Raw genomic sequence first — 23,379 nt, 5'->3', positions numbered from 1 at the left:
TCCCCGTCAGGGATCACGCGGCATGAACCTCCGCTGCCGCCTCGGTCTCGCTGGCTTGTGCCGGTCCCTTGACCGGCAGCACCAAGGTGAATGTTGTGCCCTTGCCGCGCTCGCTCTCGACGAAGATGTCGCCGTCATGCAGCGTGACGATCTGCTTGACGAGCGACAGTCCGATGCCGGTGCCGGCAATGCCGGTCGAGGTGCGGGCGCGGAAATAGGGCTGGAAGAGTTTGCCGATGTCTTCGGCATCGATGCCGACGCCTTCGTCCTTGACGGAGAGGAAGACAAAGCCTTCCTCTTCCCAGCCTCGGATCAGGATGTCGGGGGCGCGAGGCGCATATTTGATCGCGTTCGACAACAGGTTGGTGATCACCTGCGAGATGCCAAGCGCGTCGCAGCGGATCATCGGCGGCAAGGCGTCGATATCCGTTTCGAAACGGTGGTGATGCGAGGAAAGCTTCTGTCGCTTGATCGCCTGTTCGACCAGCTTGTGCAGCGCGCAGTCGACCAGCGAAAGCTCCGCCTTGCCGGTTTCCATCCGGCCTGCCGAAAGAAAGCTCTCCATCAGTTCGACCATGCGTGCGACGGCGGAGCGGATCTGCTGCGTCTTTTCACCCAGGAAGGCGGTGTCGATGCCGCCCTTCTTTCGCAAAAGCCGTTGGGCGGCGCCGTCGATGATCGCAAGCGGCGTACGGAATTCATGGCTGGTCATGGCGACGAACTGCCGCTGCATGGCGTTGATGTTCTTTTCCTGCTGCAGCGCCTCTTCGAGCGCCGCCGCCTGTGCGGCAATCTCCGCCGTGCGCTGCCGCACCGTTCTTTCCAGCTCATCGCGATTGCGGATCAGGTCCTTCTCCGCCCGCTTGCGCACGGTGATGTCGGAGTAACTGAGGACGTAACCGCCATTCGACAGCGGCTCGGAGCGGACTGCGAGCACCTTGCCGCTCGTCCGCTCGCGCTCGAAGCTATAGGGCAGCCCGAGTTCCGCCTGTTCGACGCGCTCGCGCACCATCGCCTCGTGGTCGCCATCGCCCCATTCGCCCCGGCAGGCATTGTAGCGCAGGATGTCCTCGAAGGAGGATCCCGGCGGAAAAAGCTCCGGCGGGATGTTCATCAGGTCATAGAGCCTGCGGTTCGCCATCAACAGCCGCGACCGGTTGTCGAAAACCCCGATGCCGCCGGGGATTGCGTCGAACACTTGTTCCAAAAGGCCGAAGGCCTTGCGCTGATCGGCGGTGGCGATCGCCACTTCGGCGAAGATATCCGTCTCCTCGCCTTTGATCCGCCAGACCTGCACCTTGACGGGATAAACGGTGCCGTTCCGCCGCCTTTGGATCGTGTCGAAGCAGATCTTCTGGGTGCGCCCCAGCAGCAAGGGCACGAGCCGCGCCCGGTAATCCGCCTCGGAAATCCCGGCCTTCAACTCCGCCGGGGTCATCGTGGAGAGCGCCTGGGCGGAATAGCCGGTGCGGACGCTGGCCGTGGCATTGGCCCGGGTGATCTGCAGGCTTTGTGGATCGAAGACATAGATTTCGTCGGTCGAGAGTTCGACCATGTCGATGAGCGTCCCGGTGCCGCCATTCCGGTGCGTGATGATCGTCGCGATCTCTTCCGTCAGCAGACGCAGGATGGCGAGTTTCTCCTGGCTCATCCGCTTGGCCGTGCGGCCGAAGAAAAACACGGATCCCATGCGCTGGCCCGAAGGATGGTGGATCGCCAGGCAGTAAATCGCGGATTTCGATCGCCCGGTTACGGAGGGCGGCATGCCGTCTTCCGGACAGATGTCGATCGGCAGAGCGAACTCGTCGGCGGCGCATTGGTGAAACAGGCGATGCCGGTCATGCTGACTGTCGACCAGATAGATGGCCGAGGCAGGCGCAAGGTCCAAAGGAGCGATCGTGGTGATCACACCGCTCACTTCGTTGAGCACGTCCGCCAGTCGACGTTCAGGGGTTGCTGCGCGAAGTATGTCGCGATCGGCCAGCAAGGCCCAGACAGGCAGGTCGTTCCACGTCATCGGCTGCATATGCAGGTCCCGCTTGAAAGCTGCTCGGATATCTACATTAGATTATCCGAATTAAATGAGGCGGAAGAACTTCGCTGCAATTTGAGCGACCTGCTGGCATTCGGTGGAAACGGCGGCCAAGTGCGCTCACCTGCGTCTTCCATCATGACTTTGCAAAAACAAAAGGCTAACGTGCCGCCAATTCAGCTGGGGAGCCTCCGCATCATGTTCACGACACTTGCCATCATCGCCGCCATCGCCGCCTATCTCGTCTTCGTCTACAACGGCCTCGTCAAGGCCCGGCAGATGGCCGAGGAAGCCTGGTCCGGCATCGATGTTCAGTTGAAGCGCCGCGCCGATCTCATCCCCAATCTGATCGAGACAGTGAAGGGGTATGCCGGTCACGAAAAAGGCACGCTCGAAAGCGTTGTCGAACTGCGCAACAAGGCGCAGGCCGTGCCGGCAGGCGATGTCGCAGGCCGCGCTCAGGCCGAAGGATTGCTGGGAGCAGCCCTTGGCAAGGTGATCGCGCTCTCCGAAGCCTATCCGGACCTGAAGGCAAACCAGAATTTTCTCGAACTGCAGAAGTCGCTCGAAACAGTCGAGGGTGAAATCCAGATGTCGCGCCGCTACTACAATGGCGCTGCCCGCGATTTGAACGTGAAGGTCGAGAGCTTCCCCTCGAACCTCGTCGCCGGTCAGTTCGGCTTCTCGAAGAAACCTTATTTCGAGATTGCCAACGAGGCCGACCGTGCGGTACCGACGGTCAAGTTCTGACGCCCTTCGCCGGACGATGCATTGAGACTGGGATCCATGACGACTGACAGTGTGACCATCCTTCCGCCCACCCATGCCCTGACCGGCAAGGTGAGCCCTCCGGGTTCGAAGTCCATCACCAATCGCGCGCTGCTGCTCGCCGGCCTTGCCAAGGGCACGAGCCGGCTCACCGGCGCGCTGAAAAGTGACGACACGCGCTACATGGCCGAAGCGCTGCGCCAGATGGGGGTCACCGTCGAGGAGCCGGATGCCACCACCTTCGTCGTCACCAGCTCAGGCGAGCTGAAGGCGCCGGAAGCCCCGCTCTTCCTTGGCAATGCCGGCACAGCGACCCGCTTCCTCACCGCTGCACTGGCTTTGGGCAAGGGTCGGTATGTCGTCGATGGCGACGAGCACATGCGCAAGCGCCCGATCAAGCCGCTGGTCGAGGCTCTTCAGTCCCTCGGTGTTGCCATCGCCGCACCCTCGGGCTGTCCGCCGGTTGCGATCGACGCCAATGGCGCCTTCAAGAAGAACCACGTCGTCATCGATGCCGGCCTATCGAGCCAATACGTTTCGGCTCTTCAGATGGCAGCCGCCTGCGGTTCCGAGCCGTTCACCATCGAGCTTGCCGGTGCCGATATCGGCGCCCGTGGTTACATCGACCTGACGATGTCGGCCATGCGCGCCTTCGGTGCCAAGGTCGAGCAGACGACACCCTCGTCCTGGGTCATCCAGCCCACCGGTTACACCGCGACCGATTTCCAGATCGAACCGGATGCTTCTGCCGCCACCTATCTCTGGGGGGCGGAAGTCCTGACCAAGGGCCGGATCGATATCGGCACGCCGTCGGACGCTTTCACCCAGCCGGATGCCAAGGCCTATGACGTGATCGCCCAGTTCCCGCATATGCCCGACGTGATCGACGGCAGTCAGATGCAGGACGCGATCCCGACGATCGCGGTGCTTGCCGCCTTCAACGAGACGCCGGTGCGTTTCGTCGGCATCGAGAACCTGCGTGTCAAGGAATGCGATCGCATCCGCGCCGTCTCGACCGGCCTCAACAACATTCGCGAAGGCCTGGCGAAAGAAGAGGGCGACGACCTGCTCGTCTTCTCCGATCCATCGCTTGTCGGCCAGTCGCTGCCAGCTTCAATCGACACCTATGCCGATCACCGCATCGCCATGAGCTTTGCGCTTGCCGGCCTGAAGATCCGCGACATCACCATTCTCGACCCCGGCTGCGTGGCCAAGACCTATCCCGGCTACTGGGATGCGCTCGCCTCCCTCGGCGTCGACCTCGTCAGGAACGACAAGAAATGACGACACTCCTTCGTCTGTGCTCCGCTTTCCTTCTCCTCATCTGGATGGCGTGCGGTGCGCAGGCCGAGGAGGTGATCCGCGACTATCACGCCGACATCACGGTCGCCGCCGACGCTTCGATCGAAGTGACGGAAACGATCATCGTCAATGCCGAAGGCGATGACATCAAGCGCGGCATCTTCCGCGACTTCCCGCTCTACGCCGTCGACGAGAAGGGCTTCCGCCATCAGGTCGATTTCGAGCTGCTGTCTGTCGAGCGGGACGGCGAGCCGGAAGACTACCACACCGAAAGCGTTGCGGGCGGCGTCCGCATCTATACCGGGTCCGCCGACGTCTTCCTGGAGCCCGGCGAATACACCTATGCGATCACCTATCGCACCGGGCGCCAGATCCGCTATTTCGACGACCACGACGAACTCTACTGGAACGTGACCGGCAATGGCTGGATGTTCCCGATCGAACAGGCGAGTGCCACCGTGAGCCTGCCAGGTGATGCCGTGCCGACAAAGACCACCGTCTATACCGGGCCCATGGGGTCGACGGACAAAAACGCACGTGCGATCCCGGGCTCCAACGGGCTGGAATTCGAAACGACCGCGCCGCTCGGATCACAGGAAGGCTTGACCATTGTCCTTGCTTTCGCCAAAGGCCTTGTCTCTGCACCCTCCGCTAAAGAAGGTTTCTGGTGGTTCCTGCGCGACAACCTGAACTTTATCATCGCCTTCGGCGGCTTCATCGTCGTCTCGCTCTACTATCTGCGCTCCTGGTTGGCCGTCGGTCGTGATCCGGCAAAGGGCGTGATCGTGCCGCGCTGGGATGCGCCTGACGGCATTTCCCCGGCGCTGGTTAACTACATCGACAACAAGGGCTTTTCCGGTGGCGGCTGGACCGCTTTGTCGGCCTCGGCTCTCGATCTCGCCGTCAAAGGCTATGTCGAACTCGACGATCTCGACAGCGGCATCACCATTCGCCGCACGAAGAAGCCGGTCGAAGGCACGCTCGAATCCGGCCAGGCCTTGCTCCTCAAGGAAATCCCGTCGGCGGGCAACGAACTCGTCATCGACAAGGAAAACGGCAAGAGGGTCCAGACGGTCGGCTCCGCCTTCCGCTCGGCCATCGAGAAGGAACACCGCGACAAGTATTACAAGGGCAATGCCGGCTATATCAGCTTCGGCATCGGCATGTCCGTCGTCTTCATCATCGCCTTGTTCATCTTCGGCACGCTGGACGACGATGTCTATGCATTGATGCTGGTGCCCACCTTCTTCTCCATCTTCTTCGGCAGCTTCACCGTCGGCCTCGTCAAGATGTTCCAGCGTGGCCGCTCGCTCTTCACCAAGATCTTTTCGATTCTCGCACTCGCCGTCATCGGCTTCGTCGCCTTCTCCACCATGGCGCTGATGCTGCTCTCCATGTGGATGGATCTGGAGCAGACCCACCAGATCCCGCTGCTCCTTGCCTTCGGCGGCATCCTGCTTGTCAACTTCCTCTTCTTCTTCCTCATGGGGGCGCCCACCCCGCTCGGCCGCAAGCTGATGGACGGTATCGAGGGCTTGAAGATCTATCTGACGCTCGCCGAAAAGGACCGGATGAACATGGCCGGTGCGCCAAAGATGTCGCCCAGCCACTTCGAAAAGCTCCTGCCTTATGCCGTGGCCCTCGGTCTCGAAAAGCCCTGGTCGCAAACCTTCGAAACCTGGCTCGCTTCTGCCGCAGCTGGCGCCGCAGCGAGCGCGTACAACCCCGCCTGGTACCACGGCAACAACCCCGGCGGCTTCGGTGGCCGCATCGGCGGCTTCTCCTCTTCCATGGCTTCGACCATCGCCTCCACCATCCCGACACCTCCGCCTTCCAGCTCATCGTCTTCCTCGTCCTCGGGCTTTTCCGGAGGTTCCTCCGGCGGCGGCGGTGGCGGCGGCGGCGGGGGAGGGTGGTAACACCCACCTCCCCCTTGAGGGGGGAGGTCGCCGTGAAGCGGCGGGTGGGGGTGAACCCGGCCAAACTCTCCAATTTCCCCTCAATGCCGAGAGTTGCAACGCGCTGAGATTTGACGTTCCATGGGTAGGTTATGGTTGGGGAGCCAGAAACATGCCCAGACCTACCACCTCTATGGATGGCTTTCGCCGCGCCAATGCCAGACGTCTGCGATCGACGAGCACGGATGCCGAACGAAAACTCTGGCGGCATCTCTGGCGCATTCCGATTGATGGCAGCCACTTTCGCCGTCAGGTCCCGATCGGTCAGTACTTCGCGGACTTTGCCTGCCACCAGATTGGGTTGGTCATTGAACTCGACGGTTCCCAGCATGCCACGGACGAGGGGCTTAAACGAGATGCGGCGCGAACGGCCTTCTTGGAGAAACAGGGATACAAGGTGATCCGCTTCTGGAATGCCGAAATTCTGACAGAACTCGAAGCTGTCCTGGATGCGATCTATGCTGCGGTCCGTGAGCGTGAGATATTCCTTGAACTGTACCCTGAAGATGGCCCCATCCGGAGGGCTCAGTACCAGGCAACGGCACTCGTCCAAGAGAAACCTCCTCAGTCAACACCGGATCACCCCACCCCGGAGCTTCGCTCCGACCCTCCCCCTCAAGGGGAGGGTGGCTGAAACGCCAGCGCCGCGCCACCCACCTCCCCCTTGAGGGGGAGGTCGCGCGGAACGCGCGGGTGGGGGTGACCTACGCTTCATCTGGTCCGACAATGGCGCAGATCATGTCGAGATCGTCGACTATTACTGAGAAGGAGACATGTCGTGACCATTGTGCTGCCGCCCGTCCATCCCGGCGAAATTCTGCGGGACGAGTTTCTGGAGCCCATGGGCTTGAGTGCTGGCGCGCTTGCACGGCATTTGAACGTGCCGCGCACCCGCATAGAACGCCTGGTCAGCGAGCAAACATCGTTGACATCAGATACCGCGCTGCGTCTTGCTCGTTATTTCGACATGTCGCCACAATTCTGGATGAACCTGCAGACGAGCTACGACCTCAAGACCGAAGCGGCGGCGAAGGCTGATGAACTCGCGGCCATTCCCGTCCGCACAGATATGTCCGCGGCCGGATCCACCCGCCAATTTACACCGAAGCATGGATGACTTTTGCCGCGCGGCTTGCTAAGCCCCCCGCAGCCCTTTGCAACAGCTCAAAAAGTCAGACCCGATGCCCGATCTCCTGCTCGAACTCCGCTCCGAAGAAATCCCCGCGCGCATGCAGCGCAAGGCGGCTGGCGATCTGAAGAAGATGGTCACCGATGCGCTCGTCGATGCCGGTCTGACCTATGAGGGCGCGCGCGAATATTGGACGCCGCGGCGCCTGACGCTCGATATCCGCGGCCTCACCGCCCGCTCGGCCGATATCAAGGAAGAGAAGAAGGGTCCGAGCGTCTCCGCACCGCAAGGTGCGATTGACGGCTTCCTGCGTGGGGCGGGTCTCACTTCGATCGATCAGGCCATCGTCAAGACCGATCCGAAAAAGGGCGACTTCTACGTTGCCTATCTGGAAAAGCCCGGCCGTGCGGCGGAAGAGATCATCGCCGATGTCATGCCCGGCATCATCAGGGCCTTCCCTTGGCCCAAATCGATGCGCTCCGGCTTTGCCTCCATGCCCAAGGGCTCGGGCTATGGCGGCATCGAGGGCAAGGGCATGGAAAGCCTGCGTTGGGTGCGCCCGCTGCAGTCCATCGTCTGCACCTTCGGCCCTGAGCATGACGAAGTTCAGGTCATCCCCTTCGAGATCGACGGAATCGTGGCTTCCAACGTCACCTATGGCCATCGCTTCCACGCGCCTGATGCCATCACGGTCAAGCGCTTCGATGACTACGTCACCAACCTGGAACGCGCCAAGGTCATCCTCGATGCCGAGCGCCGCAAGGACATGATCCTGCACGACGCCCGCGACATCGCCTTTGCCAACGGCCTGGAACTGGTCGAGGACGAGGGCCTGCTGGAAGAAGTCTCCGGCCTCGTCGAATGGCCGCAGGTCCTGCTCGGCACGTTTGAAGAGGACTACCTCTCGATCCCGGCCGAGATCATCCGCCTCACCATCAAGACCAATCAGAAGTGCTTTGTCGTGCGCCCGCAGGGTGAGACCGACAAGCTCTCCAACCATTTCATCCTGATCTCCAACATCCAGGCCACCGATGGCGGCCGCGAGATCATGCATGGCAATGGCAAGGTCGTGCGCGCCCGCCTGTCGGATGCGCTGCATTTCTGGAAGCGCGACCAGGGCGACCTGCCGGACCTCGACACGCTGCAGGCCTCCGCCGCCAAATTCGACCTGGACCTGAAGAAGCCGCTCGACCAGCGCATGGCCAAGCTCGATGCGCTCAACGTCACCTTCCACGCCAAGCTCGGAACACAGGGTGAGCGCGTGACGCGCATCCGCGAACTGGCCAAGGTGCTGGCTCCGATGGTCGGCGCGGATGCCGCTGTCGTCGACCGCGCCGTGGTGCTCGCGAAAGCCGATCTGCGCACCGAAGCCGTCGGCGAATTCCCCGAACTCCAGGGCGCCATGGGCCGCAAATACGCGCTTCTGCAGGGTGAAAACACCTCCGTCGCTGCCGCGATCGAAGACCACTGGAAGCCGAACGGCCCGTCCGACCGGCTGCCGGAAGACAAGGTCGGCCTGACCATCGCGCTCGCCGACAAGCTCGACACACTTGTGGGCTTTTGGGCGATCGACGAAAAGCCTACCGGTTCGAAGGACCCCTACGCGCTGCGCCGTGCGGCGCTGGGCGTGGTTCGGATGATTTTGGAGAAGGGCATCCGCCTGCCGATCGCCACGATTGCCAAGGATGCGGACCTCCTCTCCTTCTTCCACGACCGCCTAAAAGTCTACCTGCGCGACCAGGGCGCTCGCCACGACATCATCGATGCCGTGCTGACGCCTGAGGCCGACGACCTGCTGATGGTCGCCCGCAAGGCCGAAGCCTTGACCGCCTTCATCACCTCGGAAGACGGCCTGAACCTCTTGGCCGGCACCAAGCGCGCCACCCAGCTGCTGGCCGCCGAAGAGAAGAAGGGCACCGTCGTCGCCGATGGCGTCTCGGAAGCCCTGCTGAAGCTCGACGCCGAAAAGGCACTCTTCGCCGCCATCCAGTCGGCGTCGAAGTCGGCTGCCGAAGCCGTCGCATCCGAAGACTTCCGCTCCGCCATGCAGGCGCTCTCGACGCTGCGCGGCCCGGTCGACACATTCTTCGAGGATGTCCTGGTCAACGACGAGGACGCCGCGATCCGCGCCAACCGCCTGGCGCTCTTGAAGGCCATCCGCGAGGCGACCGCAACCGTCGCGGACTTCTCCAAGATCACGGGTTGATGATGTGAGACCCCGCTTTGGCGGGGTCTTTTGTTTTCAGTCACCGATTTTCTGACCTTGGTTTCTTGTGTTATCCTAGACCTGAAGAGACCCGGACCCATCCCCATGAACAAACCCGTTCAGGTCACCATTGCTGAACCCTATGACCGCTTCATTGATGCCCAGGTCGAAAGCGGTCAATTCAACTCGGCGCAAGAGGTGGTCGAGGCCGGCCTGCAGCTTCTGAAGGAAGAGCAGGCCCGGGTCGAATGGCTGCGCAATGCGCTGATCGAGGGCGAGAACAGTGGGCCGTCCGTGCCCTTCGATCCGGAAGACCTCATGGCGGTTGTTCGCGAAAGATGGAATAGCCGTGGCTGAGATCCGGCTCAGCCCTGCTGCACGCCGGGACTTTCTTGAGATCGGTGACTACCCGCGGGATCGTTGGTCCGAGGTTCAGGCGGAGCGGTACCTCAAGCAGATCTTGGCCATGATTGCCGGAACCCATCCGTTTGCGGGCAAAGAAGAGGCATCGGTGCGGTCGGGCTACCGTCGTCGCCGGTCAGGCTCGCATCTGATTTTCTATGTCGTGTTGGAGGATGGCATGGTCGAAATCATTAGTATTCTCCACGAGCGAGCCGGCGTCTCGCGCCTGTTGGATGACTGATCCTATGCCCCCCAAAATCCTCATCAGCGCCTGTCTGCTCGGTCGCCCGGTCCGCTATGATGGCAAAGGCAAGCCGCTGAATGATCCCATGATCGAGCGCTGGAAAAGCGAGGGCCGGCTCGTCGGCTTCTGTCCGGAACAGGCCGGTGGTCTGCCGACGCCGCGTCCACCCGCCGAAATCGAGGGCGGCATGAATGGCGAGGACGTGCTCGCCGGTCGCGCCCGCGTTCTGGAGCTCACCGGATGCGATGTGACGGCGGAGTTCATCGATGGTGGGAAGAGGGCCGTGGCCTTTGCCGGGGAGCAAGGCTGTCGCTTCGCACTCTTGATCGATGGCAGCCCCTCCTGCGGCTCCGGCTTCATCTATGATGGCTCCTTTTCCGGCACCCGCCAGCCCGGCTTCATCTATGATGGCTCCTTTTCCGGCACCCGCCAGCCCGGCTTCGGCGTGACCGCAGCCTTGATGCGGCAGGCCGGCATCGAGGTCTTCTCCAACCACGAGCTGCACCTTCTCGCCGAACGGGTCCAATACCTGAGCTGAAACGAAAGAGGCCGCCGGATCGCTCCGACGGCCTTGATCATCGATGCGGCAAGGCGTCAGCCCGCCTTGCGCATCGGTGTGGCATAGGTCTGCTCTGCCCGGGTGCGGAAGCTGCGCATCAGGTTCAACAGTTCCTCGGTGTCGCCGGCCAGAACCTCGGCCGAAGCGGTGGTCTCTTCTGCCATCGCCGCATTCTGCTGGGTCGCGGCGTCCAGCTGGTTCATCGAAGACGAGATCGAGCGCAGAGTCGTGTCCTGCTCCGTCGCCGAATGGGCGATCTTGGTCACGATGTTGCTCGCCGACTGGATCTGGTCGGAGATCCGCTTGAGTGCGGCGCCGGCCTCGCCGACGAGCTGCACGCCGTTGCGCACCTGACCGGACGAGCGGGAGATCTGGTCCTTGATTTCCTTTGCGGCGGCAGCCGAACGCTGGGCGAGTTCACGCACTTCCTGGGCGACGACGGCAAAGCCCTTGCCGCTTTCGCCCGCGCGGGCAGCCTCGACGCCTGCATTCAGCGCCAAAAGGTTGGTTTGGAAGGCGATCTCATCGATCACGCCGATGATCTTGGTAATCTCGGCAGACGATTGTTCGATGCAGCCCATGGCGCCGATCGCTTCGGCAACGACCGCGTCGGAGCGCGCTGCTTCCGACGAGATCGTCTGCACGCGCTGGGCTGCCTCCTGCGCGCCTTCAGCGGTTTGGCGCACGGCGACAGTCAGCTCGTCGAGGGCTGCCGAAGTCTCTTCCAGATTGGCCGCTTGATGCTCGGTGCGCTGCGACAACGTGTGCGAGGCGCGACGGATCTCTTCCTTTGAACCGGCGATCTCGACGCCCTTGGCGCTCACCCGCGCCAGAGCCGTTTCCAGATGATCGAGCGCCTCGTTGAAGTTGTCGCGCAAGACACTGTAGCGAGGGCCAAGGTCTCCACAGCGTGTGGTCAGGTCCCCTTGCGCCATGGCTTCCAGCGCTTTGCCGATCTGCGATACCACGCGGGCCTGTTCGGCGACATCGCTCTGCTGCGTGTCGAGATTGTGCTGGCGCTCCTGGTCGATCTGCTGCTGCTGCTCGGCCTGGCGGCGCGCCAGAGCCTGGCGTTCACGGACCTTCTCCTGAAGGGCAAGGGTCGCTTTCGCCATCATGCCCACCTCGTTGCCCATTTCCGTATGGGGAATGGCGATCGCAACATTCTCTTCCGCCACGGCGGTCAGCGCGCCGTGGATGGCCGTCAGGGGACGGCTGATGCCACGGATGATGATAAAGGCGGCCAGCAGTCCGAAGACGACGACGCTGCCGCCGATCACCACGGCCTTCCAGATCATCGCGTTGATCTTCTCCTGAAGATCGTCGATGTAGACACCGGTTCCGACCACCACCTGCCAGGGCTCGAAGGCTTTGCTATAGGCCGCCTTCAGAAACACTGCACCGCTCTGGTCGTTTGGCTTGGTCCACGAATATTCGGTGATGCCGCCGCCATTGCGCGCCTTCTCGATCATCTCCTCGCGGAACATCTTGCCGTTCTTGTCCGGCTGTCCCTTCTGGTTGAGGCCGACCTGCGCGGCAACCGGATGAAACAGCATGGTGACATCGTAGTCGAAACCGAACATGTAGCCGTTCGGCTCATAGGCCACCGTCGACATGGTCTTGAACGCCTGGGCTCTAGCATCTTCCATGCTCATTTCGCCCGCCTTCACCCGTGCGTCGTATCCCTTGAGGATCGAGATCGCGGAGTCCACCTGGCTGCGCAGCAGGTCGTAGCGTTCGGCAAAAATTGCATTGGACGTGCTCTTGATCTGGAAATAGGTCGCCATGCCGAAGGCGAGCATCAATCCACAGATCAGGAGAAAGAGTTGTCTGGAAATCTTTAGGTTCTTCAATGGAGCCTCCTCCGAAAGGAATTGTCCGGTCGGTATCCTTCCGAAGTGGCGACCGTTCCCCTGTCGCCCGGGCGCGCTTCATGCAGCCACCGGTGTGGAGGACACACTGGTCCTTCTCTCGTAAAATTTTACTTAAATAAAAATAATATAAGGTATTTTGATATTAGGAAACAATGATTTAGCAACGATCAATTGCCTTCACGTCAAGCCTTTCCGCCGCCCACGTCACAAAAAGCTGCAAGCGGTGCGGCGGATAACAAAAAACCGCCGGCGATGGCCGGCGGTTTCGATACGACCTGGAAAGATGTTAGCCTCAGCCAGCCTTGCGCATCGGCTGGTGCGTGGCAGCATGCGCCGTCTGCTGACCGGTCTTGAAGCTGCGGATCAGGTTCAGAAGATCACCCGTGTCATTGGCAAGAACTTCGGCAGATGCCGTGGTCTCTTCGGCCATTGCAGCATTCTGCTGGGTCGCCTGATCGAGCTGGTTCATCGAGGACGAGATCGAGCGCAGGGTGGTGTCCTGTTCCTGGGCGCTGTGCGAAATCTTCGACACGATGTCGTTGGCGCTGGCGATCTGGTCGGAGATGCGCTTCAGCGCCTCGCCGGTCTGGCCAACCAGCTGCACGCCCTGTTCAACCTGGGCGGACGAGCGGGCGATCTGGTCCTTGATCTCCTTGGCGGCAGCTGCCGAGCGCTGTGCAAGCTCGCGCACTTCCTGGGCAACGACTGCAAAGCCCTTGCCGCTTTCGCCGGCGCGTGCCGCCTCGACGCCGGCATTCAATGCCAGAAGGTTGGTCTGGAAGGCGATTTCGTCGATCACGCCGATGATCTTGGTGATCTCGGCCGACGACTGCTCGATACCGCTCATTGCATTGATGGCGCGTGTCACGATCTCGTCGCTCTGCTTCGCCTCGCCGCTGACAGCTCCAACACGGCTCGCTGCTTCGCGGGCACCCTCTGCCGTGTGACGAACTGCAACGGTCAGTTCGTCGAGCGCCGCCGAGGTTTCCTCAAGGTTCGCGGCCTGGCGCTCTGTGCGGGTGGCAAGCTCGCCGGAGGCGCGGCGGATCTCTTCCTTCGACACGGCAATGTCGTTGCCCTTGAGGTTGACCCTGGCCATGGCCTCTTCGAGACGCGCCAGCGCCTCGTTGAAGTTGTCGCGCAGGCCGGCATATTTCGGGCCGAGATCGGCGCAACGCACGGTCAGGTCACCGTCAGCCAGATTGGCAAGCGATGCACCGATCGTGGCCACGACATGGGCCTGCTGGCGCGCTTCTGCGAGCTGCATGTCCGAATTCTGCTGGCGCTCGCCATCCAGTTCGCGCTGCTGTTCTTCCTGGCGGGCAGCAAGCGCGTGGCGTTCGCGGATCTTCTCCTGCAGGCTCTGCGTCGCCTTGGCCATCATGCCGACTTCATTGCTCATATCCGTGTGCGGGATGGCGATCGAGACGTTTTCGTCCGCCACCGCTTCCAGCGCATCATGAATGGCGTTGAGTGGGCGGGTGATGCCGCGCACCACGAAATAGGCAGCAAACAGAGCCGCAACGAAAATGCCAAGCGAGACGCTGACGGTTTTGATGATGCTGGCCCGGATTTCCGCCTTCAGGTCGTCGGTGTAAAGGCCGGTGGCGACCACGATCTTCCAGGGCTCGAAGGCCTTGGCATAGGCAGCCTTGGGATAGGTGCGATCTTCCGGATCCTTGCCCGGCTTCGGACCAATGAATTCGACGAATCCGCCGCCGGTCTGACCGAGGCGCACCATTTCGTCGCGATAGGCGAATCCGTTTCCGTCCGCCTTGCCCTTGTTGCTCTTGCCGACATCCTTGGACGTGGGATGGAAGACCATCACGACATCATAGTCGTAGCCGAAGAAATAGCCGTCCGGCTCGAACTTCATCTTGTTGAGCAGCGTATAGGCGCGGGTCTTCGCTTCATCGACGGAAAACTCGCCGGCGACGGCCCGGTCGTTGAAATCCTGGAGGATGGAAAGCGCCGACTCCACCTGGGTCCGCAGCAATTCGTAGCGTTGCTGGTAAATCGTGGCGGTCGCCGATCGCACTTCAAAATAGGTGGCCGTGGCGAAAGCCGCCATCATGCCGCCGATGAGCACGAACAGTTGGAGGGAAATACGGAGATTTTTCATGGTCAGCCAAGCTTTCGTCGAACCGAACGGGTCGGTTGAGATCCGGGAACAAGGGGGGAGCAGCGGCCCTCATGGCCGGTCATATTCAGGCCCAGAGTCATCGCGAAAGATTGATATGACTTTAAGCGGTTAAGAATATTCGCCCGTGAAAAATTACCCGCAATAAATAGGGGAAAACGACATAGCGCCGGGACTGGACCGGGCGCTATATCCGTGTGTCACCACGATGTGCCGCAGAACCCGGATCGTAAGGCGCTGCGGGAGATGTCGTTACTTCAGCCGAAGCTCGAAGCCTGCCTGGTTGATCTGCACCGGGCCGTCGGGAAGCGAAACATTGGCAACCGCTGCCGTGGTGGCGCTGGGGTCCACCCCGTCCGGGGCCGGGGCACTGGCAACGATGACAGAGCCTTTGGTCGCCCAGCCCTCGGCGGATGTCATGAACACAACAGGCGAGCCGCCGAGCCAGCTTTCCACGCGCTTCAGCTTCTTCTGGCCGTTCACGTCCACCACCTCGGCAGACTGATCGCCCGACGCCACGCTCGGAACCTGATACTGGTTTCGGGAGATCTTCGGCTGGAGGGCCGGGCAATGCGCACAGGTAACCTGGACCACGCTTGAGCCGTTCGTCGCGAGGCCGCTGACGAGGTCGATGGAGGAGGCGAGGGCCGGCGTTGCACCAGCCACTGCAGCCAGGATCATGGATGTACGAAGGATGCGGCGCATGATGTCTTTTCCCCGATTGTTGGGAAAAGCCTAGCGCAGCTTTCTTTCGATCCGGTCAGGAGCTTTGGTAAAATTTGAACGAATGCGCGGATTTCCGCCTTAAGCCCCGGCTTTCAAGGCTTTTCGCGCGCAATTGCCCGCCAGCCGATGTCCCGGCGGCAAAAGCCGTTCGGCCAATCGACGGCATCGACCAGCCGGTAAGCCGAAGCCTGGGCTTCGGCGACCGTTTCGCCACGCGCCGTGGCGTTCAGCACACGACCGCCGGTCGCGACCAGTTGCCCGTTCTTGAGGGCCGTACCCGCGTGAAACACCTTGGCCCCGTCCCCCGCTTGCGGAAGAGCTGCGATCGGCGTCGCTTTCTCGTAAGCACCGGGATAGCCCTTGGACGCCAGAACCACGGTCAGCGCCGGATCCTCGCTCCATTCGGCCGTCACCTGGTCCAGCGTGCCGGTCGCGGAAGCATAGAGGATCGGCAATAGATCGCTCTTCAGCCGCATCATCAGCACCTGGCATTCCGGATCGCCGAAGCGCACATTGTATTCGATCAGTTCGGGGCCCTTGGCGGTGATCATCAGGCCGGCAAAAAACACGCCCTGGAAGGGATGGCCCATCTCGGCCATGCCGCGCATGGTCGGCTCAATGATCTCCTTCATCGTCCGCTCGACCATTTCTGCCGTCATGACCGGTGCCGGCGAATAGGCGCCCATGCCGCCGGTGTTCGGGCCGGTATCGCCATCGCCAACGCGCTTGTGGTCCTGAGCCGTCGCAAGCGGCAGAAGGGACTTGCCGTCGGAGAGGCAGAAGAAGCTCGCTTCTTCGCCATCAAGAAAGGCTTCGACCACGACTTCCGCACCGGCAGCCCCAAACGCACCCTCAAAACAGTCGTCAATCGCTGCCAGCGCCTCGTCAAGCGTCATCGCAACCGTCACACCCTTGCCGGCTGCAAGGCCATCGGCCTTGATGACGATCGGAGCACCCTGTTCGCGCACATAGGCCTTGGCCTTTGGCGCATTGTTGAAGCGCTGGTACGCCCCGGTCGGAATGTCGAAGCGGGCGCAGACATCCTTGGTGAAACCCTTGGAGCCTTCGAGCTGGGCAGCGGCGGCAGACGGACCAAAGACGGCGATACCGGCTTCGCGAAGACGATCGGCAATGCCGGCGACCAGCGGCGCTTCCGGGCCGACGACGACGAAGTCGATACCCTTGTCCTTGCAGAAGGCAACAACCGCGCCGTGATCATCCGTGTCGAGGGTAGCAAGCTCGGCCTCTTCGGCGATTCCGGGATTGCCGGGGGCGGCATAGAGCTTGGTCAGCAGCGGTGACTGGGCAATCTTCCAGGCCAGCGCATGTTCGCGTCCACCCGACCCGATCAACAGAACCTTCATCACCAGCCTCCAGTGCCACAAGGGAATGCCCGGCGGTTAAGGGGGAAGGGGAGAAAGGTCAAGCCGAATTGACCATGAGATGCCCTGCTTTCCTGTGAAGTGGGCAGCATGCCCGTTGCCTTGCCGCATTCGCCCGCTATGGTCCGCGTCCAAACGACAGACGGAAGACCCATGGCCGACGACATCAAGAGCATTGCCGCCCTCATTGCCACCGAGATCAACGCCCGGCCCGACCAGGTCATATCGGCCGTTGGCCTGCTCGATGAAGGCGCAACGGTCCCCTTCATCGCCCGCTACCGCAAGGAAGTGACCGGCGGCCTCGATGATACGCAGCTGCGCAATCTCGCCGAACGGCTGATTTATCTGCGCGAGCTTGCCGCCCGCCGCAAGTCGATCTTCGAAAGCATCGACGGCCAGGGCAAGATGACCGACGAGCTTGCCCGCAAGATCGCGTCTGTCACCACCAAGGCCGAACTCGAAGACCTCTATCTGCCCTACAAGCCCAAGCGCCGCACCCGCGCAGAGATCGCCCGCGAAAAGGGCCTCCAGCCACTGGCCGACGCCATCCTCGCCGACCGCACCAGCGATCCGCAGACGCTCGCCGCAGCCTATATCACCGAGGAAGTCCTCGACGTGAAGGCCGCCCTCGAAGGTGCCCGCGACATCATCGCCGAGCAGATCTCGGAAAACGCCGATCTCATCGGCCGCCTGCGCAACGACATGAAGGATCGCGCGATCCTTTATTCCAAGCTCGTTGACGGCAAGGCCGAGGCGGGCGCAAAATTCTCCGATTACTTCGACCATTTCGAGCGCTGGGCAACGGTGCCCGGTCACCGCGCGCTTGCCATGCTGCGCGGCTGGAACGAGGAGTTCCTGTCGCTCTCGATCGAAGTCGATCGCGACGACACGTCCCCGGTCAAGACCAGCCAGCGCATGATCGCCAACGCATATCAGATCGCCGGCAAAGGCCCTGCAGACCAATGGCTCCTCGATGTCGCCGGCTGGACCTGGCGCGTCAAACTCTCGGTCTCCCTCTCGCTCGACCTCATGCGTGAATTGCGCGAGCGGGCCGAGGAAGAGGCCATCCATGTCTTCGCCCGCAACCTCAAGGACCTGCTGCTCGCCGCTCCCGCAGGCTCCCGCCCGACCATGGGCCTCGATCCCGGCATCCGCACCGGCGTCAAGGTTGCCGTCGTCGATGGCACGGGCAAGGTGGTGGAAACGACGACCGTTTATCCCTTCCCGCCGAAGAACGACATCCGGGGCACCCAGGCCGAACTCGCCTCGCTCATCCGCAAGCACAAGGTCGAACTGATCTCGATCGGCAATGGTACCGGCAGCCGCGAGACGGAAAAGCTGGTGGCCGATATGCTCGCCCAGTTCCCGTCCACCGCGCCGAAGCCCACCAAGGTCATCGTCTCCGAAGCCGGGGCCTCCGTCTATTCCGCCTCGGAAACGGCGGCCAAGGAATTCCCCAATCTCGACGTCTCGCTGCGTGGCGCTGTCTCGATTGCCCGCCGCCTGCAGGATCCGCTCGCCGAACTCGTTAAGATCGAGCCGAAGTCGATCGGTGTCGGCCAGTATCAGCATGACGTTGACCAGGGCCGCCTCGGCCGCTCGCTGGACGCTGTCGTTGAAGACGCGGTGAATGCCGTCGGCGTCGATGTGAACACGGCCTCTGCCCCGCTGCTCGCCCGCGTCTCCGGCCTCGGCAAGACGACGGCGGAAGCGATCGTCGCCCATCGCGACGAGACCGGCCCCTTCGGCAGCCGCAAGGACCTCCTGAAAGTCCCGCGCCTCGGCGCCCGCACCTTCGAACAATGCGCCGGCTTCCTGCGCATCCCGAACGGCAAGGAGCCGCTCGACGCCTCCTCGGTCCACCCGGAAGCTTATGGCGTGGCGAAGAAGATCGTCGCCGCCTGTGGTCGCGACCTGCGCTCGCTGATGGGCGATAGCGCGACCTTGAAGAGCCTCGATCCCAAGCGCTTCATCGACGAACAGTTCGGCCTGCCGACGGTGAAGGACATTCTCGCTGAACTGGAAAAGCCCGGCCGCGACCCGCGCCCGTCCTTCAAGACGGCGACCTTTGCCGAAGGCGTCGACGAGATCACCGATCTCAAGATCGGCATGACGCTGGAAGGGACCGTGACCAATGTTGCCGCCTTCGGCGCCTTTGTCGATATCGGCGTGCATCAGGATGGCCTCGTCCACGTCTCCCAGCTTGCCGATCGTTTCGTCAAGGATCCGCATGAGGTGGTGAAGGCCGGCGATGTCGTGAAGGTTCGCGTCGTCGAGGTCGACGTCAAGCGCAAGCGCATCGCGCTCACCATGCGGAAAGACGGCGGCGAGGCGCAACAGCCTTCGATGCGCGGCGATGCCAAGGGCAATGCGAATGCCATGAGGCACTCGAACGCCCGTCCGCCGAAACCGGAACAGCCGGCCATGGGCGGCCTGGGTGCGGCCCTTGCCGAGGCCATGCGCAAGAAGTAACGCCTCTCTGCGCCCCGACGAAAAAGACAGGCCGGAGCTTATCACTCCGACCTGTCCCGTTGCCCCTCGTAGGCAAACTCTTCTTCAATGCGCCGCTGCACAATCCTTGCAAAAGGGCGTATGCGGCACGGCATGCAGGCGTTCGACCGAGATCGGCTCGCCGCAACTGACGCAGGTCCCGAAGGTCCCGGCATGGATGCGGTCCAAGGCGGCGTCGATGCCGCGCAACTCGCCTTCGCCCACCTGGCCGAATTCCTCCAGCACTTCGTCGTTTTCGGATTCGACCGCCCGTTCAGCGCTGTCGGCGCTTTTGAGCTGGCTAAGATCGGTGTCGATCTTCGTCAGGCGGCTTTCGATCTCCGCCTTGCGGGCTTTGAGCATGCGCTCGAAATGGGCAGTGTCCATGGCCTGTGCGGGCTGTTGCATCACATTCTCCTCAACGATCGACCAGAACGGAGATCTTCGAGTGACGCACCAGCCGGTCGGCCGTGGCCCCAATGAAGTAGTTGGAGATGTCAGGAACATGCGAGCCGACGATGATGAGGTCGGCATCATGCTCCTGGGCCGAAGCAAGGATCTCACGGGCCGGTGCACCGGAGCGGATCTCGACGCGGGCGCTGACGGTTGCCTTGTCCTTCAGTCCCACCAGCTTGGTCTTGGCGTCCTGAATGGCGCCTTCGATGAGATCGACGGGCATGTCGATCGCCAGATAGCCGGGAATGTCCTCGACTACGCTCAAGAGCACGATCTCGCCGCCATCGTCGAGCAGCGAGCTCGCCTTGGACAGGATCTTCTCTGCCTTGTCGAGCGCGGCCGGATCGACTGGAACGACGATCTTCTTGTACATCTTGCTCTCCATCCTTGTGCCCTTGCCGGGCGTTTCCTTTGATGGTGAGATCATGCGGCGCGCGCCACTCTCGCGCATTGATCAGGATCAAGCTGAGGAACAGCGTAGTTTCGTCAACATTTGTCGAACGAGCTATCGACCATCTGGCGCCTTTTGTGAACGATCCTCCCGCGCCATATTGGATGCAAGGCATCACATGCCACCAGGAGAACCGAGATGACCGCTGCCCTTGCATCCACCGCCGAAAGCTTTGCCCTCAGCCGCCCCGTCCATGTTGGCCAGGCGCATCTCGTCGTCGCCGATCTCGACCTACTCAGCCCCTATTATCAGCAGGTCCTCGGCCTGCAGCCTCTCGAGGAAAGTGCGAGCGGCGTCGTGCTCGGCGCTGGGGGCAAGCCCTTGCTGACGCTCACCACCCGAGGTGATGCGGCCCACGCGCCGCGTAATGCGGCTGGCCTCTTCCACAATGCGTTCCTCATGCCCAGCCGCGAAGAACTGGCGCATTGGCTCTTCCATTCTGCCCAACTCGGCGTCCGCTTCGATGGCGCCAGTGACCATCTGGTCAGCGAAGCGATCTACCTCACCGACCCGGAAGGCAACGGCATCGAAGTCTATCGGGACCGCAGCCCGGCCGAATGGACCTACCATCCCGACGGAACCGTCGAGATGGCAACCGACCGGCTCGACCTGCAGGCGCTCTACGACAGCGCGCCAAAGACCCCATGGTCCGGAATGCCCCCCGATGCCGCCATCGGCCATATCCATCTGCAGGTCGGCAATGTGCCAGAAGCGGACCGTTTCTACGAAGGCGTGCTCGGCCTGAAGAAGATGGCCAGTTATCCGGGCGCCAGCTTCTTCGCCTCCGGCGCCTATCACCACCACGTCGCGGCCAATGTCTGGAACAGCCGAAATGCCGCCGCCCGCACCGGCGCCATGACCGGGCTCAACGACTATGCGCTGATCGTCAACGACCAGCAGATGCTGGCTGGCATTCTTGCCTCGCTGGATGCTCAGGAGGTCAAGGCGGATCGCACTGCGGATGGCTATCGCCTGCTTGATCCCTGGGGGATCGGCATTACGCTCGTTCCGCCTCAGAACTGAGGCCGTTCGAGGGGTAGAGGATCACGACGCCGACGGAACGGAAGATGTTCCATCGGCGTTGTTCCTGTCTCGACAGGAAACGATCGCCATGCCAAGAACCGACATCCAAGCCGCACCAGCCTCAAGGAGCGGCCCGTGAACCTGCAGGTCGAGCCGAAGCAGAGTCGCCACCGGCCGCCCCGTCATGCCAAGACTGGCCTCGACTACACCGTCTCCTGGTCGGTGATCGGGCTCTTCGTCATCTTCGCGCTGATCGCCCTGCATCTCGCCTCGTTCGTGCTGATCCCTCTGACCATGGCCATCGTCGTTGGTCTGATCCTGGGCCTGGCCGCGGATCGCATGGGCAGGCTGGGCGTGCCGCCAACGCTCACGGCCATCATTCTCTCCAGTGTCTTCATCGGCATCCTCGGTCTCTTGGCCATCACGATTGCCGGGCCGATCAACATGCTGATTGAGAACGGGCCGAAAATGCTGGAGCAGGTCATTGATTACCTGCACGGGGTCTCCTGGCTTCGTCGTCCGATCGACGCTTTGTCCAGGGGGCCTGTGTCGCCAGAGGCGATGCTGGAAAACTCCGGCACAATCCTGTCCACACTGGCGACAGGTGTGACCCCAGCACTCCTGCAGATCTTCATCTTCATGGCCTCCCTCGTTCTCTTCCTCTCGTCGCGTCTGGCCCTGAGGCGCGGGCTGATCCGCGCCTTTTCCAGCCGGGGGCGCAGGCTGAAAGCCATTCGCCTGTTCAACGAGGTGGAAGCAGCGCTTGGTCACTATTTTGCGACGGCCCTGGTGGTCTATGCCCTCTTCGGCGTGGTCGCCGGCATGATCGCCTGGGTCGGTGGCCTCGGCAGTCCCGTGCTCTGGGCCGTCGCCGCCTTCCTCCTCAGCTTCATTCCCTTCCTCGGCATTGCCTCCGTGACGCTCGCCATGGCCATAGCGGGTGTGCTGGCGCATGATTCCCTGCTGATCGGTCTTCTGCCTTCCGTGGTCTTCTTCATTGTCGATGGCCTTCTGGAAAACCTGCTCATCCCCGCCGCCATGGGGCGACGCCTGGAAATGAATGCCTTCATGCTCTTCGTTGCCATTGTCTTCTGGACCTGGCTGTGGGGACCCGTCGGCGCCATGCTCGCCGTTCCGCTCACCCTGATCGGCATGACCTTGTTCGGCGGCATCGTCCCGCAATCGAAGATGCAGCCGAATTTGCCGGAGTGACATCCGGGCGGCGCCATCCGTCATGTCCCTGTCACAGCAAGGGTTTACCCGGCGCGCAATCGCCGACTTTTCGCTGTCGGCGCTGCAAGGGACCCCATCATGACACAAGAGCGGCTTCGCCTCAGCCTCGGCATCATCGCCGACCCGCAATATGCCGACCGCGAGCCGGATCTTGATCTCGATCGGCATTTTCGCGAAGTGCCGGCAAGGTTGAAACAGGCGATCGAACATTTTGACACGCTGCCGCTCGACGCCATCGTCGTGCTGGGAGATCTCATCGACCGGGACTTCGAAAGCTTCGAACCCGTCCTCGAGATCCTTGGTCAAAGCCGCCATCCGCGCATTCTCCTGCCCGGCAACCACGATTTCTCCGTCTCGGCGGATCGTCTGGCGGATATCCATGCAACGCTCGGCATGCCGGCACCCTATTACGAGTATCGCCTCAAGGGCCTGCGCATCCTGATCATCGAAGGGAACGAGATTTCCCTGTTCTCCAGCGCGCCGGAAGATCCTCGCCACATCGAAGCGGAAGCACGCGTCACCCGATTGAGGGCAGCCGGCGCCCCCAACGCCCAAGACTGGAATGCCGGCATCAGTGCCACCCAGGAAGGCTGGATCCGGGATCGTTTGGCCGATGCGGCCGCCGCAGGCGAGCCCGTTATCCTCCTCGGCCACTATCCCATCCACCCGCCATCCGACCACAATCTTTGGGACAGCGAGCGGCTGGCCGAGCTCGTCGCCTCTTCACCGGCGGCCCTTGCCTATCTCTGCGGCCATCAGCACAAGGGCAACTACGCGACCCTCGATGCGGCGCATTTCGTCAATTTCTGCGGCATGGTCGATACGGCTGACAGCAACGCCTTTGCCGTCCTCGAAATCTATGACGACCGCATCGAGATTACGGGTCTCGGTCGCGAACCGAGCCGTAGGCTGGCTCTCGGTGTAAGTTCTCAATGACAAGAGACTGGCGCCGATCGATCAGTGATTTGTCAGCCTTCCCAGAATGTTGCCCCTTCGGCCCCGCT

The 23,379-nt window shown here is 62.0% G+C and carries 20 protein-coding genes; 13 read left to right on the top strand and 7 right to left on the bottom strand.

The genetic code is table 11. From position 1 onward, the window contains the following. Positions 1–13: 13 nt before the first annotated feature. A complete protein-coding gene (locus tag ASE36_RS04455) occupies positions 14–2,026 on the bottom strand; it encodes a sensor histidine kinase (protein WP_062275937.1) in 2,013 nt (670 codons plus the stop codon). A 204-nt stretch (positions 2,027–2,230) separates the two neighbouring features. Between ASE36_RS04455 and ASE36_RS04450 the strand changes: the two genes are divergently transcribed. The 9 genes from ASE36_RS04450 to ASE36_RS04410 all read left to right on the top strand — a co-directional run bounded on the left by ASE36_RS04450 (position 2,231) and on the right by ASE36_RS04410 (position 10,579). After that, positions 2,231–2,782: a LemA family protein gene (locus ASE36_RS04450; protein ID WP_062275935.1), complete on the top strand. Its 552-nt coding sequence runs from the start codon at positions 2,231–2,233 to the stop codon at positions 2,780–2,782. A 36-nt stretch (positions 2,783–2,818) separates the two neighbouring features. Then, complete coding sequence (locus tag ASE36_RS04445; protein WP_062275933.1) at positions 2,819–4,084, top strand: 3-phosphoshikimate 1-carboxyvinyltransferase; 1,266 nt, start codon at positions 2,819–2,821, stop codon at positions 4,082–4,084. After that, on the top strand, positions 4,081–6,021 hold the full coding sequence (locus ASE36_RS04440; protein WP_062275931.1) for a DUF2207 domain-containing protein: 1,941 nt from the start codon (positions 4,081–4,083) through the stop codon (positions 6,019–6,021). Before ASE36_RS04445 ends, ASE36_RS04440 begins: the two co-directional genes overlap by 4 nt. 151 nt (positions 6,022–6,172) lie before the next feature. Next, positions 6,173–6,694 (top strand): endonuclease domain-containing protein, encoded by a 522-nt coding sequence (locus tag ASE36_RS04435; protein ID WP_200945152.1) that lies wholly within the window; start codon positions 6,173–6,175, stop codon positions 6,692–6,694. 144 nt (positions 6,695–6,838) lie between these two features. Then, positions 6,839–7,177 (top strand): HigA family addiction module antitoxin, encoded by a 339-nt coding sequence (locus ASE36_RS04430; protein ID WP_062275929.1) that lies wholly within the window; start codon positions 6,839–6,841, stop codon positions 7,175–7,177. A 64-nt stretch (positions 7,178–7,241) separates the two neighbouring features. Then, positions 7,242–9,395 carry a glycine--tRNA ligase subunit beta gene (gene glyS, locus ASE36_RS04425; RefSeq protein ID WP_062275927.1) on the top strand — a complete coding sequence of 718 codons (2,154 nt, stop codon included), beginning with the start codon at positions 7,242–7,244 and terminating at the stop codon, positions 9,393–9,395. Between the two features lie 105 nt (positions 9,396–9,500). Then, positions 9,501–9,752, top strand: coding sequence for a type II toxin-antitoxin system ParD family antitoxin (locus tag ASE36_RS04420; RefSeq protein ID WP_062275925.1), 252 nt, complete (start codon positions 9,501–9,503; stop codon positions 9,750–9,752). Then, a complete protein-coding gene (locus tag ASE36_RS04415) occupies positions 9,745–10,038 on the top strand; it encodes a type II toxin-antitoxin system RelE/ParE family toxin (protein ID WP_062275923.1) in 294 nt (97 codons plus the stop codon). The genes ASE36_RS04420 and ASE36_RS04415 overlap by 8 nt, the downstream gene beginning before the upstream one ends. A gap of 4 nt (positions 10,039–10,042) precedes the next feature. After that, positions 10,043–10,579 (top strand): DUF523 domain-containing protein, encoded by a 537-nt coding sequence (locus ASE36_RS04410; protein WP_156378558.1) that lies wholly within the window; start codon positions 10,043–10,045, stop codon positions 10,577–10,579. A gap of 56 nt (positions 10,580–10,635) precedes the next feature. Here ASE36_RS04410 and ASE36_RS04405 read toward each other — a convergent pair whose 3' ends face one another. The 4 genes from ASE36_RS04405 to purD all read right to left on the bottom strand — a co-directional run bounded on the left by ASE36_RS04405 (position 10,636) and on the right by purD (position 16,704). Beyond that, positions 10,636–12,453 (bottom strand): methyl-accepting chemotaxis protein, encoded by a 1,818-nt coding sequence (locus ASE36_RS04405; protein ID WP_062275919.1) that lies wholly within the window; start codon positions 12,451–12,453, stop codon positions 10,636–10,638. 313 nt (positions 12,454–12,766) lie between these two features. Then, positions 12,767–14,596 (bottom strand): methyl-accepting chemotaxis protein, encoded by a 1,830-nt coding sequence (locus ASE36_RS04400; protein ID WP_062275917.1) that lies wholly within the window; start codon positions 14,594–14,596, stop codon positions 12,767–12,769. A gap of 270 nt (positions 14,597–14,866) precedes the next feature. Beyond that, positions 14,867–15,319, bottom strand: coding sequence for a plant virulence effector HPE1-like domain-containing protein (locus ASE36_RS04395; RefSeq protein WP_062275915.1), 453 nt, complete (start codon positions 15,317–15,319; stop codon positions 14,867–14,869). A gap of 113 nt (positions 15,320–15,432) precedes the next feature. Then, the gene (purD, locus tag ASE36_RS04390) at positions 15,433–16,704 is read right to left on the bottom strand and encodes a phosphoribosylamine--glycine ligase (protein ID WP_062275912.1); all 1,272 of its coding nucleotides are present in this window, start codon (positions 16,702–16,704) and stop codon (positions 15,433–15,435) included. 171 nt (positions 16,705–16,875) lie between these two features. Between purD and ASE36_RS04385 the strand changes: the two genes are divergently transcribed. Then, positions 16,876–19,194 (top strand): Tex family protein, encoded by a 2,319-nt coding sequence (locus ASE36_RS04385; protein ID WP_062275910.1) that lies wholly within the window; start codon positions 16,876–16,878, stop codon positions 19,192–19,194. A gap of 84 nt (positions 19,195–19,278) precedes the next feature. Here ASE36_RS04385 and ASE36_RS04380 read toward each other — a convergent pair whose 3' ends face one another. After that, positions 19,279–19,599, bottom strand: coding sequence for a TraR/DksA family transcriptional regulator (locus ASE36_RS04380; protein ID WP_062278047.1), 321 nt, complete (start codon positions 19,597–19,599; stop codon positions 19,279–19,281). Positions 19,600–19,630: 31 nt separating this feature from the next. After that, entirely contained in the window at positions 19,631–20,041 is a 411-nt protein-coding gene (locus ASE36_RS04375; protein WP_062278044.1) for a universal stress protein, read from the bottom strand. 216 nt (positions 20,042–20,257) lie between these two features. Here ASE36_RS04375 and ASE36_RS04370 point away from each other — a divergent pair, with 216 nt between their 5' ends. The 3 genes from ASE36_RS04370 to ASE36_RS04360 all read left to right on the top strand — a co-directional run bounded on the left by ASE36_RS04370 (position 20,258) and on the right by ASE36_RS04360 (position 23,311). Further along, a complete protein-coding gene (locus ASE36_RS04370; protein ID WP_062275908.1) occupies positions 20,258–21,142 on the top strand; it encodes a VOC family protein in 885 nt (294 codons plus the stop codon). 135 nt (positions 21,143–21,277) lie between these two features. Beyond that, positions 21,278–22,354 (top strand): AI-2E family transporter, encoded by a 1,077-nt coding sequence (locus ASE36_RS04365; protein ID WP_062275906.1) that lies wholly within the window; start codon positions 21,278–21,280, stop codon positions 22,352–22,354. Positions 22,355–22,453: 99 nt separating this feature from the next. Then, entirely contained in the window at positions 22,454–23,311 is an 858-nt protein-coding gene (locus ASE36_RS04360; RefSeq protein WP_062275904.1) for a metallophosphoesterase, read from the top strand. Positions 23,312–23,379: the final 68 nt, after the last annotated feature.

Origin of the sequence: Rhizobium sp. Root274 (genome assembly GCF_001429245.1) — a bacterium.
Classification (GTDB): Bacteria; Pseudomonadota; Alphaproteobacteria; order Rhizobiales; family Rhizobiaceae; genus Allorhizobium.
Note: the sequence above shows the minus strand (reverse complement) of the source record. Positions and strands in the feature narration are given on the sequence as shown.